The 14,062-nt window shown below is 35.4% G+C and carries 6 protein-coding genes; 1 reads left to right on the forward strand and 5 read right to left on the reverse strand.

Translation table 11 applies throughout. The features are described 5' to 3' along the window. Positions 1–185: 185 nt before the first annotated feature. Positions 186–4,574, forward strand: coding sequence for a hybrid sensor histidine kinase/response regulator transcription factor (locus E0W73_RS10665; protein WP_135222063.1), 4,389 nt, complete (start codon positions 186–188; stop codon positions 4,572–4,574). Between the two features lie 311 nt (positions 4,575–4,885). Here the strand turns inward: E0W73_RS10665 and E0W73_RS10670 are convergent, their stop codons facing one another. The 5 genes from E0W73_RS10670 to E0W73_RS10690 all read right to left on the reverse strand — a co-directional run bounded on the left by E0W73_RS10670 (position 4,886) and on the right by E0W73_RS10690 (position 14,048). After that, positions 4,886–6,523 (reverse strand): glycoside hydrolase family 43 protein, encoded by a 1,638-nt coding sequence (locus E0W73_RS10670; protein ID WP_135222064.1) that lies wholly within the window; start codon positions 6,521–6,523, stop codon positions 4,886–4,888. A 229-nt stretch (positions 6,524–6,752) separates the two neighbouring features. Further along, positions 6,753–7,976 carry a glycoside hydrolase family 88/105 protein gene (locus E0W73_RS10675; protein ID WP_135222065.1) on the reverse strand — a complete coding sequence of 408 codons (1,224 nt, stop codon included), beginning with the start codon at positions 7,974–7,976 and terminating at the stop codon, positions 6,753–6,755. A 215-nt stretch (positions 7,977–8,191) separates the two neighbouring features. Beyond that, positions 8,192–10,657 (reverse strand): glycoside hydrolase family 95 protein, encoded by a 2,466-nt coding sequence (locus E0W73_RS10680; RefSeq protein ID WP_135222066.1) that lies wholly within the window; start codon positions 10,655–10,657, stop codon positions 8,192–8,194. Positions 10,658–10,773: 116 nt separating this feature from the next. Then, positions 10,774–12,261 carry a pectate lyase gene (locus tag E0W73_RS10685; RefSeq protein ID WP_167482284.1) on the reverse strand — a complete coding sequence of 496 codons (1,488 nt, stop codon included), beginning with the start codon at positions 12,259–12,261 and terminating at the stop codon, positions 10,774–10,776. 197 nt (positions 12,262–12,458) lie between these two features. Beyond that, positions 12,459–14,048: a DUF5123 domain-containing protein gene (locus E0W73_RS10690; protein ID WP_162847693.1), complete on the reverse strand. Its 1,590-nt coding sequence runs from the start codon at positions 14,046–14,048 to the stop codon at positions 12,459–12,461. Positions 14,049–14,062: the final 14 nt, after the last annotated feature.

A 14,062-nucleotide genomic window follows, 5' to 3' on the forward strand; every position in this document is an offset into this window, starting at 1 on the left:
TACAGAATTGAAATGCCCCTTTTTATGCTTTATCATTCAAAGTGTGCACAAAAATGTAAGAACTGCGGTGTTATGACAGTGGAGTTAAATCTTGGAAGAAAGATAAATACCATTTTACAACTATTGTAATAAACAATTTCCTATTTTAGTGGCACTTACTAAATACATACCAAGACTGCACTTCCATGATTTTTTTCAAAAAAAAATGCTATTATACTTTAGTACTTTTATTACTATACATATTACCTGTTTACTGCCAGAAGAACTATACCTTCAACCAGTATCTAGTGGAGAACGGACTGCCACACAACATCATCAATCAAATTATTCAGGATAAAAAGGGCTTTATGTGGTTTGCCACCAATAATGGCTTGAGCAAATACAATGGATATCAATTCAAGAACTACAAAACTGAAGCTACTGATAAAGTTTTGATGAAAAATAACCGCATCGACTGGATTACTGAAGATAAATATGGTAAAATTTGGATGCGCGCGCTGGCCAATAAAAATAAAGCTTACTGTTTTGACCCATCTACCAACGAATTTTGGGGAGCCGAACTAATACCCGAAGTTGCAAAAAACAATATAGAAATTACTCAAATACTTCCTCAAAAATCAGGTTTAGTCTGGCTTATTACAAAAAATAACGGCTGTATTGCCATTATAAACAATAGCTATTCGTATCAAATTTTCAGCAAAGATAATAGACGCCTAAATAGCAATAAAGTCATTTCAGTTTTTGAAGATAGATCTAAAAATAGCTGGATTTTAACTGAACTTGGTATTATGCATCTTAATGCTAATAAATTACAAACAAATCCAAAATCGCTTTTAGCAGCAAACGAACAAACAAAAGCATTTTACAGCGCATTGGAACTCGAAGACGAAATTTGGTTTGGAGGAACCGAGGGGAACTTGTTGCAATATACAAAAGGCACACAGAATTATAGAACTCATCAATTAGGTTTAAAAGGCGAAATTATTATTCTAAAGAAAATAGATTCTACTACAGTAGCTGCCATAACAAAACAAGCAGAGTTTTCTTTACTAAATATCTACACGGGACAAGCTTCTAAATTTAAAACCTCTGAGATCCCTAATCTCGCACATAAAAAAATCAATGTAGTAAAACTTACTCAAGATTTATTATGGTTTACCTGTAATGAAGAAGCTGGCATATATGCAGTAAACATAAAAAGTAAAAAAGTAAGTTATTTTCCCGCAGGAGCAGAAGAAACAGGTGCAACACAGTTTTCTGTAAAAGCAAATGTCTTAACAAACGCAAAAGGCGAAATATGGGTTCAGGCCAATAACGGTAGTTTTTCTAAATACGATCCTGCTACAAATCGTTTAATTCCTTTTGAAACCACTTCTTATTTCACAAAAGGAAATTTTAGCAACAAATTTCATATTGCTTGTTTTGATCGACAAAGCAATCTATGGTATAACACACAGACAGCAGGAATTATAAAAGTTACTTTTAGTCAGAACAATTTTAAAGCTTTAAAAATTGAAAATCCTCAAATAAAATTAGGCATTAAAGATGTACGTGCTGTATTTCAAGATAAAAATGAAAACATTTGGGTCGCTAATAAGCAAAACCAGCTCATTCTTTTTGACAAAAACTTTAAAAAACTTGGATGCATTTCGCCCGATGGTCAATTAGTTCCTCAGGCTGTCTGGAAAAAACCGATCTACAGTATTATTCAAGACAAAGAATCCGTAATATGGATTGGAACCCGAGGAGACGGTCTCTTTAAATTTAATCAAAAAGATCAAAACTACAGCTATCAGGTACAACACTTTAAGAACGCAGAAAATAATCCGAACAGTTTAAGCAGTGATAATATTTATACCATTTTTGAAGATCAGTCTAAACGTTTATGGGTAGGCACTTTGACTGGATTAAACTTAATTCGAAAACGAGGAAACACTTTAGATTTCATCAATCAAAATGGGCGATTAAAGAACACGTTGCTTGAGAAACATTTGCATATTCGTTGCATCAAACAGGACAAACAAGGAATATTATACATTGGTTCTACAACCGGTTTATTGGTGGCAGATGGCAAAAAAAGGTTTCCAGAACTGGTTTCTTCTATTAAAGTTTATGAAAAAACACAGCAGGAAACAGCTTGTCCAAAGAGTAATGATATCATTGATTTCTGTATGACTAAAAGCGGTCAGGCATTTATTGCCACAGCTGACGGCGGTATCAGTAAAGTATTGACTAGAGATACATCAGGATATCCGAAAGAATTCAAACATTATACGCAAAAAGAAGGGCTTCCATCCAATAATATTTTGTCTTTATTGGAAGACAATGATCAAAATTTATGGATCACAACTGACTATATTTTAACCCGTTTTAATCCGCGTGCCGAACTCTTTGAAGTGTATTCGGAAGTAAAACCAATTATGACCTTTAATAATTTTACCGAAGCCACAAGGATTAAATTACAAAGCGGTGAATTGTTGTTTGGTTATGCCGAAGGATTACTTCATTTTTTCCCAAACCAAATAAAATCTAACAATACTATTCCAACACTAGCCCTAACAGATTTTCAGGTTTACAATCAAAATAGTAATAATACTCCTTTTAATTTATCATATTCGATAGACAGCAATCCTGTAATAGAATTAAAACACAATCAGAACTTTTTTAATATCGAATTTGCTGCTTTAGATTATATCAATCCTGAAAATATCAAATATGCTTATAAATTGGAAGGTTTTGATGAAAATTGGAATTATACCAATGATCAGCATGCTGCCTTTTATACCAATGTCCCAAAAGGAAATTACATTTTCAAAGTAAAATCGACCAACAGTCAAGGAAACTGGGTAGCCAATGAACGTCAGATCAATATAACAGTACAGCCTGCGATTTGGAATACCTGGATTGCCTACATTATTTACAGCATGTTAGTTCTCGGGATTATTTGGGGAATCAATCATGTAATTTTGACCATGTACAGACTCAAAACCAATACGCAAATGGAGAAAGATATGTTTGAAATGAAACATAAATTTTTTATCGATATCTCACACGAATTACGAACTCCTCTTACTTTGATTACGGGTCCTGTTGATTATCTAATTAATGATTCTGGTACTTCTGAAGTCGTAAAAAAACAATTGACCTATGTATCTCAAAACACCAATAGATTACAGCGTTTGGTCAATCAGATACTGGATTTTAGGAAAATTCAAGATCAAAAACTGCAAATCTCAGAAATTAATCTAACAGTATTTGCCAACGATATATTCAACAACTTTCTAGAGACTGCACAAGAACGAAATATAACCTATCTGTTTGAAGTTGAAGGAGAAGATTTCCGTTTGTGGGCAGATAAAAGCGCCTTGGAAAAGATTTTAATGAATTTGCTATCCAATGCTTTTAAATATACGCCAGACGGAAAATCTATTACATTAAAAATTACAAGAACGTCAAACCAATTGCAATTACAGGTTATCGATTCGGGTTTAGGTATACAGGAGGATTTTCAGAGCCGAATATTCAATCGATTTTCATCTTATAATACCAATGTCAATAATCCAAGTACCGGAATTGGACTTTCTATGGTCAAGGAACTGACAGAACAGCACCATGCTGAAATTACTTTCAGTAGTAAAGCCAATGAGGGAAGTACATTTACGTTGAACTTTAAAACCGGTTATGACCATTTTAATGAAGATGTAGAAATAATTAATGAAGAACCTGCAGAAATAAAAGAACCTCTAACGGACGAAAATACTATAATTCAAAAAAATGAAAAAGTCAGAGTATTAGTCGTTGAAGATGATTTGAATTTACGCACCTTTATAAAAAATGTACTGGAAGAAGATTACCAAGTAATCGAAGCCGAAGATGGCGAAGAAGGATACCAAAAAATAGTCGAAAGCACTCCGGATTTTGTGATTAGCGATATTATGATGCCAAAACTTAACGGAGTAGATTTGCTGAAGAAAATTAGAAATAACATCGAAACCAGTCACGTTCCTGTTGTATTATTAACCGCAAAAACAACTATAGAAAGTCAGTTGGAGGGAATGAATTATGGTGCCGATGATTATATTACCAAACCTTTCAGCGTAAGTTATTTACGAGCCCGTATTGTCAATTTACTAGAACAGCGTAAACGCTTGCAAAGTATTTTTGAAAACTATGATAAGAATACCTTAAAAAACGAACCTAGTCCTAAAGAAGATTACGAACCAAAACCGCATTTAGTAAGCGATAAGGACGAAGAAATGATGCATAAAATAATGGATTGCATCGAAGAAAATATCGACAATAATGAATTTTCTGTTGAAATTCTCGGAAGTACTGTAGGTTTGAATCGTACGACTTTATACTATAAAATAAAAAGTTTAACAGGTTATTCTCCTGTGGAATTTATTCGTGATATCAGGATAAAACGTGCAGCACAATTATTATCGGACAGTCAGTTACTGATTAAAGAAATAGCCGATATGACTGGCTTTTCAGACATGAAGTATTTTACAAAATCCTTTAAAAACAAATACGGAGACACTCCAACAGAATACCGACAAAAACATAAAACGTAAAAGTTAAAAAATAGAGTTTTTAGATTTTATTTTAGCCACAAATTTCACGAATTTTCACGAATTTTGGGTCAAAACAATTCTATTTTCTGAAAAAATAGCCACGAATTACACGAATTCACACAATCAATTCGTGAAAATTTGTGTAATTCGTGGCTAAAAAAACGCAATTCTTTAGACATAAAAAAAGAAGTCCGAAGACTTCTTTTATTCTAGTGTCAGTGAAAGTAACTAATTACAATTAACCACAAAAATACTTAATAACTTAAACCATAACCACCAGATCGAAAAAAAATTAAACTTAAACTTAAACCTTATTTTTCAATTTTAGAGATCCTAAACCAGTCTACATCGGCATAGCCCGCATTATTTATTGTTCCTTCTCTCAAAGCCACAAAACCAACTTTTGAACCTATCCAAGTTCCTTCCGAAGCAATAAATTCAGAACCCGCTTTGGAATATTTTTTATCATCCAAACTATAATAAAACTGGCACTTCCCTCCTTTTTGGACTGTAACTCTCAAGTAAAAAGTATTATTAGAAAGTGTGGCTATTTCGGTTGCTGTTTCTGCCGCACCTTTATCGGCTTTAGCAGCTGATAACTGCATTAATTTTAACTGACCGTTAATTCGTTTAACTGTTAAACTGCTGTAACTTCTTCCCATTACAACCAATCCAAATTGTTCATTATCAAAATTGGGCGTAAATGTTATTTTAGAAGTTGCCATAAACTCTTCAGCTGGAAATTTTTGCGCCAGAATATTAGGCACCTGCCACAGGCTTTTAAAATCAGTTGCTTTTGGAATACAATTCAGACGGAAATAGCCCATACCCGCCGAAGGATAACCCCAAACAAGTTGTTTATTAGCATGCCACTGCCACTGCAACCCCTGAACTGGCTCATTAAATTCATCTGAATCTGGAGGTGTTGCTAAAGGATATTGTCCATTTACGTTAGGCTTTTTAAAAGTCAGAACTGGTTCTCCAATACCATTTTTATCATTATCCACTCCCATAACTGGCCAGTCATTTTTCCAACTCATCGGATTTAAATGTACGACACGGCCATAAGCGCCTTGATCCTGGAAATGTATAAACCAGTCTTCTCCCGTCACTGTATCGACCCAAGCTCCCTGATGCGGACCATTTACAACTGTTTTTCCTTGTTCTAAAACAACCTTTTCTTCATAAGGTCCATAAATAGATTTTGATCTCAGAATTAACTGCCAGCCTGTTGCTACACCGCCTGCAGGAGCAAAAACATAATAATAGCCATTTCGCTTATAGAATTTAGGGCCTTCAACGGTTGTATGATTTTTGTGACCATCAAATAAAAGTACCTCATCATCATTAGCCATACAGGTTACAGGATCTATGGTACAAAGCATTAGAACGCTTTTGGTTCCGGCACGGCTTCCTGCTAATGCATAACCAAGATAAGCCTTACCGTCTTCGTCCCAAAATGGTGCAGGATCTATAATTCCCTTGGCAGCTTTAATCAAAACAGGTTCTGACCATTTGCCATACGGATTTTTAGTTTTAGTCATATAAATTCCGAAATCGGGATCTGGGTAAAAAATATAATATTCTTCATTATGAAAACGAATACAAGGCGCCCAGACTCCATTACCATGCTGTACTTTATCATATGTTTCTACAGGAGGTTGTTTTGGCAATGCATAATTCACTAATTTCCAATTGACTAAATCATTCGAATGCAGAATGGGAAGTCCTGGAATACAATTAAAAGACGAAGCAGTCATAAAATAATCTTTCCCCACACGGCAGACATCGGGATCAGAATAATCGGCGTAGATAATTGGATTTTTATAATTTCCGTTTCCTAAGTCGGATATCCAAACCTTAGAAAGCGTTTCTGTATTTTTTTGTGCATAAACACTGCTCATTTTGGTTAGCACTAAACAAGCAAAAGCCACATATTTTATTTTCATCTGAATATATTTAATTTCGATTTAAGAACTCGTTGGGTGAAATTATTTTCAACACATAGAAACATAGTTTAACTAAACTTAAAAAAGGCGTTTCACTAGTCTAAATGCACATAGTTTAGCTATGTGTGGAAACTTGTTTCTTCCATTTTCTTTTTTCGGCACAAAAAACTATGCCTCTATGTGTTAAAATGCTTTTATTTTTTAATTACACCCAACGGGTTATGTAAGATTAAAGAACTGCCCATTGAGGATGCTTTTCCAACACTAAACAAGCCATTGTAAAAGGACCAATTGCCTTTCCATCGTTAGATCGGACAGCTTCATGAATATAATAATCATAAGTCCCGTTTCGAACCAGATTGTCCGCTGGGCCTAAACCAGCACCTGCACAACAAGATGTAATCTCTATTTGATTATTGGCGTCTGTTTTGATAAACTCTTTCCTAAAACCTGAATAGGCTTTTTTCAGGCTTTTCAAGTATTTTTTATTTAAGACTTCTAATTGAATTCCTTTGGCTAAGCCATAAACAAACATAGCTGAAGCAGTAGCTTCACGATAATTTCCTTCTCGTTTTGGATAATTAAGCACCTGAAACCATACGCCAGTAGAGGAATCCTGAACTTTTATAAGATCATCCGTCAGGTTTTCAAACATTACTTCTACCGCTTTACGGTCTTTATGATTGGCAGGAAGATATTCTAATACATCAATCAATGCCATATAGAGCCATCCTACGCCGCGTCCCCAGAAATTTTGCGATAGTCCGGTTTTGGGATCTGCCCAGTAAACAGTTTTACTGGCATCCCATCCGTGATAATACAATCCAGTTTTGGAATCTTTTAAATATTGCTGTACAGTTAGCAATTGGCTGGTAATATCATCGAAAGCTTGAGTGTCTCCAAATGTAACGGCATATTGTGCATAAAAAGGCAGTCCCATATACAAACCGTCTAACCAAACCTGATTGGTATAAATTTTCTTATGCCAAAATGCTCCCTGCTCGATTCTGGGCTGTTTTTTTAATTGTTCATGAAGTGTTTCAATCGCTATGCGGTATCGTTCGTCTTTTGTTTTTTCGTATAAAGAAAATAATATTTTTCCCGAATTAACATCGTCGAGTTTAAAAGGCTCTAAGCGATAGCCTTCAATAACTCCCTTATCGTTTATTAATACATCAGCATACGTATTTTTGACATAGTCGAAATATTTTGGATTGTTTTTCTCTTTGCTAACTTCTTGTAATGAAAGAGCAACTAAACCTTGTACATAACCCCATACAGGCTTTTGGTTGAAATCGGTCATCCAAGCTGCTGCATTATTATAAAGAACTGATTCGGCCAGCTGTACTGAAAAAGGCTTTTTTTGATTCTGCCCAAATACGATTACAGAACTGCACATAAGAGCTACAATGCTCAGTCGCCTTTTTACTTTTTCTTTTTTAAACTTAAACATAACAACATTAAATTAATTGAAGAGCATTCATTCAAAACCCCTATCTTGAGATAATGATCTAAAAATTTATAATCACAAAACTACTTGTCAGCAATAAACAAAAGGAGGTCAATACGCAAAATGTTAGGGGGCATTTGATAAAAATTAGATTTTTCAGTGTAATTCTCAATAAAAAGAATAACAATCTGTTGTAAAAGATTCCTTCTTTAAAATCATTATTCTGTATAAAAAGTATAACTACCTCCTTTTTCTGTTGTGATGTCATATTCAAAAACTGTTGGGATTTTTATACCAATTAGTTTCGCTTTCGCTGAAATAATTGGATTCTGTATTTCCGAAATTTTGAAAAAGGGATTCGGATTTTCACCTTTAGCAATTGTCAAAACTTTCCCTTTTAGTTTTGAGTGACTTCTCAAACGAAGATTTCCTCCAAGATTCGATTTTATCGTTACAGAAGTAATTTTTCCTTTATCCCATTTCATATCTTCAATTTCAAAACCGCCTTGCGCTTTTAATCCTGATACATTTCCTTTTACCCATTCATCGGGCAAAGCGGGTAATAAATGAACCACGCCATCATAACTTTGCAAAAGCATTTCGGATATACCAGCGGTACAGCCAAAATTACCATCAATCTGAAATGGCGGATGTGCATCAAAAAGATTTGGATACGTACCGCCTGATTCTCCTTTGCTTTCCATTGGCGCAGGACGAAGCTGATCTTTGATTAATTTGAAAGCTTTATTACCGTCTAATAATCGGGCCCACCAATTGACTTTCCAGCCCATTGACCAGCCGGTGGAAACATCTCCTCTGGAAACTAAGGTGTTTTTTGCTGCTTCAACTAGTTCTGGCGTTCTTAAAGGAGACAACTGACCAGAAGGAAATAATCCGTATAAATGCGAAATATGTCGGTGTTTATCATTTGGTTTATCCCAATCGTACAGCCATTCCTGTAATTGCGAATACTGTCCTATCTGCATCGGTGGTAATCGTTTCAAAGCCACTGCAACCGAATCAGCAAATTTATGGTCTGTTTCTAAGACTTTAGAAGCATTGATTATATTATTAAAAACATCAAAAACCAACTGATTATCCATGGTAGTTCCTGCTGACACCCCAACACCGCTTTGATACGTATTTTCAGGAGAAATAGATGGAGATACCACTAACCATTTTTTCTCTGGTTCTTCCTGTAGCACATCAAGATAAAACTGTGCTGCTCCTTTCATAACCGGATAATATTCTTTTAAAAATGTTGTATCTCCTGTATAAAGATAATGCTGCCATAAATGCTGGGTTAACCAAGCACCACCCATTGGCCACATTCCGTAAAATCCGCCGTCTACGATGCCTGTTATGCGCCATAAATCGGTATTATGATGCAGATTCCAGCCTCTGGCGTGATACATTTCTTTTGCGCTTTCCTGCCCTGTTACGGCTAAATCTTTTAACATACTGAAAAGAGGCTGATGCATCTCGCTCAGATTGGTTGTTTCGGCCGGCCAGTAATTCATTTCGGTATTAATATTTACGGTGTATTTGCTATCCCAAGGCGGACTTAATTTATGATTCCAAATTCCCTGAAGATTCGCTGGCTGATTCCCCGGTTGCGAACTGGAAATAAGCAGATATCTTCCGAACTGAAAATAAAGCGCGACTAACTGCGGATCATAATTTGTATTGAATTCTTTTATCCTTACATCGGTTGTTTTCTTTGACTGAGGAGAATCGCCAAGATTTAATCTTACTCGATTAAAGTATTTCTGGTAAGCCGAAACATGATTTTGGTAAGCTGCTGCATAGTTTTTCTGAGAAGCTTTTTCTAAAATAACTTTTGATTTCTGAAACGGATTTTCTGAGAGTTCTTTATAATTTTTAAAATTAGTCGCCAATGAAATACGGATTACGACCTCATCTGCTTTATCAATGAAAAGCTTATCTTCTTTTGCCGTTAATATCCCTCCTTTTAGAGTACATCCGACCTGACCAACGTAATTTATTTCCCCAACTTTATTATCAACACTACCGGAAGTACCTTCGAAAATTAATATGTTTTCTGCCGTTCTAACGGAATTCAATAGTTGCGGGCTTGTAGAAGTGATGGAAAAGCTAATACTCTTTTTCTTGTCTGCTGTCAGTTTTACTATAATAACATCATCAGAAAAAGAAGCTAAAATTTCTCTCTTATAAGATATGCCGTTTACTTTATAACTAACGGAAGTGACCGCATTTTCTATATCCAAATCCCGTTTGTAATTGGAAAACTTTTCGTGTTCATGAAAATCCAACCATACACTTCCTGCAGTTTGATAAGGCATTCCATAATTTAAATCTTTTGGAGCCTGCCTTGGGAAAGTTTCATTTGAAAGGTCTTGAGCTTCCTTATATTTTTTATCGAAAATCAGTTTTCGAATAGCCTCAATATTAGCAAAGGTATTTTTAGGCACATTATTTCCCGGTTCACCTGCCCAAATGGTTTCTTCATTCAGCTGTAATTCTTCTTTTTGGGGATTCCCAAAAATCATTGCACCTAAACGTCCGTTTCCAATAGGAAGCGCTTCGTTCCAATTGGATGCCGGTTTGTCGTATTGCAACGCTAGTTTCTGAGCATTTAACTGAACTGCCATCAACATAAAACAAAAGAGTCCTGCTATTCTTTGATATTTTACTATTTTCATTTGTATTAAAAGTAAAAGGAAGTTGGTAATATTCGGCTTACCTGCAAAAAACAAATTGTTCTTTGCAGGAGGAGCTGACTAAAAAACAAAAACGAATTGAATAATTCTAAAAAGGATTATAATTTTAACTGCTCTTCGGTCTGGTTAGCCACTATGCTATTCATATAGACCTCAATATTATCGTATGCCGTGCTGAGATTGTGTCCATTTGCATCATATTTTACTGGGTTAAGGCCATTGCTTTTTTCCCATTCATCGGGCATTCCGTCGTTATCAGTATCTTTTAAAACAATACCAGAAGCTAAATTCGGCCAGCCACCTACAGCATTCTGACTGTCTATGATGCCATTTTTACTGCCATTTCCTCCATCCTTAATCGTTACTTTACCGCTTTTCACATCATTGATGATACGAATATCAATTACATCACGAACCAAAGAAGCTCCGGCATATTTTAGTACTAAATCATACGCTTTTTGAGCTGTATGAGTCGTAACAGGCAAAGCGTTATGAGGTTTATTTTGTTTAATTGCATTTTTATCTGCATCCGAAACTACTCCATAACCTGGGGAAAATTGATTGAAAACACCATAGGTCCAATTATCCTTTGTGGTTTTTGGAGATCCCTCGATTACATTTCCATCGATATAATATTTTCCCCAGATATTATACACAGGGTTCGGAGAAATATTCGCTTTTGTGTTTTTATCGATAGAAACAATGCGATCTTTTTTTACCGTTGCTGGCCCTGGTTTGTAGTAACAGTTTACAATATTGACATTCATGGCTTCTCCCCCGTAACAACTATTGCCTCCCCAATTGTAAATTACATTATTACGCAAATCGACTAAATCGGTAAGCGCAAATTCATGATTAGCGTATTCGCCCAAACGAGGATTGCGACTGTCATTACTGGCCACTAAATTATGATGAAAAGTGGCATTTTTACCGCCCCAAATTCCTCCATATCCGTGAGATCCTTTAGCATGAAAAGAGTTTTTTAAAGCTTCGGAAATAATACACCACTGTAATGTAAAATTTTCATTCTGATAAAAAGAAACACATTCATCCGTTGACCAGCTTACAGAACAATGATCTATAATAACATTTTTCTGAAAACGTCCGCCAAGAGCATCGGCTTCAATTTTATTTACATCCCCCATTCGGAAACGAAGGTATCGTAGTATCACGTTATCAGCATTTACATTTACATCGTAATGCGCTACACAAATTCCGTCACCCGGCGCGATCTGACCAGCGATTGTAATATCACTGTTTCTAATATGCAGTGCCGATTTTAAATATATCGTACCACTGATATCAAAAACTACAATCCTCGGTCCTTTCTGATTGATAGCATTTCGCAAAGTGCCAGGTGTATCAGTATCTGCTAATGAAGTCACTTTAATTACTTTTCCGCCTCTTCCTCCTGTGGTTTTAGCACCTCCGCCTTCTGCTCCCGGAAAAGCAAAAGCTTCTTCTATGATTGGCTCTTTATTGATCAATTTATCTTTATTGTCACACCATCTCTCAATGGGCATAAAAGATAACATACTGTAGGTGCAAAATATTCCCAATACAATACCAATTAGTTTTTTATGCATATGAAGTATAATTATTTAGTCTCAGTTTTTAGTCTCGGTTTGCTGTTTGCAGTCTCAGTTTTCAGTCACAGTCACAGTCTGAAGTAAAAAACTTTGCATCTTTGGATCTTTGTAACTTTGCAACTAATTGACAATTTCAATGAAAACAAAGGGAATATGGATTTCATAACTCCCTTTGTTTAAAAATCAGTTAAAAATTAAAACCATCTCTTATCTCCTGCTACGCCTGTACCGGCGAAACCTGTTCCTTCTTTTATATGGAAATCACCAATCGCAGGATTTACAAATAAACCATAAATATCTAAAGGAACCGCAGTAATGCCTGTAAGTGGTCTAGCGTCAACAATTAAATCTTTGGTCATATAACTTCCGGTGTATGAAATTGGAATACTAGCGTACGTTCCATTGGTACTATTGATTTTAGCACCTCCGTTTGGCCCTCCAATAATCATATTCTGAATCGTCAGCTGTACTGGTTTTGCATTATCAAAAAGCCATAAATGTCCCATTGCAGTTGTAATATTAACACAGGTAATGTTTGAAAAATTGATTTTTGTTGCCACACGAACATCCGCAAAACGAGTACTGATTTCTGTTAAGGTACAATTTTGAGCTGTAATCGAATTGATAACCTGTCCAGCCGCTACGTTGAAAACACCATAACCACCAGTTCTGGAAATTTTACTATTGGTAACAATTACATCATTGACTACAGAAGTACCGCTTAAACGTACTATAGAATTGATATTGTCTATCTCACAGCCATCAATATTAATGTTGTGTACATTTTTGGTTCCCAAATCAATAAAAAATGCGGCTGCAGAAGTAGTGTTTAGATATTGGATAATTAAATCATTAATCTGTGTTTGTACTCTAAAACGAACATTGAGCAATTTTGGTAGTACGCCGTTAGAATCGGCAACACCCACAAAAGCAATATCGTTGACTCCTGTTGGAATAGTGATATCTCCGCCAATGTTATAAGTTGTATTTTTATCGAAAACAATGGTAAAGTTTTTAGAACCTGAAGCTACCAAACCACTAATAGCTGTTCCGATTGTAGTTGCATTATCAGTAGGAAGCACGTTGTAAATCGTACTATCGAATATACCTGTAGTTCTCACATTCAACGAACCTCTTACATTTGAGTCGTTAAGGATTTTTACGGTATAACTGGTTCCAATAGCCAAATTATCGATAACCAAAGAACCCGTTGTTTTCTGCTGTTCTGTTAAAGGGATTTCTCTAATACTTGCTCCCGCTTGGTCATATAAAACCACTTTGGTTACTCTCGGAGAAACAGTCCAGTCAATAGTTAAACTATTTGCCGCCGGAGTATAACTTTTAAATAACTGCTCCGCAGGTGTTCTGAAAAAGATCTGGCTTAATTTAGATTCCAATCCTGTCGTTTCACTAATGCTTTTCATACGAACCGAATAACCCGAATCACCGTCAAGTTCACTAAATAGTTCACGGTATTCTACTTTGGTCTGATTGGTAGACGTTGCAAAACGAATCAAACTTGCACTTGATAATTCAACCGTTTTTACAATCTGATTGAATTGTAAACTGTCTTTACTAAACTCAAATATGTATTTAGTAGCGTCAATGGATTTTGTAAATTTTAATTCAACTTGAGTCGATTCTACTTTAGAGACTTCAAAAATCAATGATTTAAAAAGGCGTTCGTGTCCTTCTTCTACATCCCAGTCGTTATAATCTTTTTCGCAGCTTACGAATACCAAAGCAAGCAGAGAAAATAATCCGAATATTATATTTTTTTTCATTTCTTCCAATTTTA

The organism is Flavobacterium foetidum (assembly GCF_004634245.1).
GTDB classification, from domain to species: domain Bacteria; phylum Bacteroidota; class Bacteroidia; order Flavobacteriales; family Flavobacteriaceae; genus Flavobacterium; species Flavobacterium foetidum.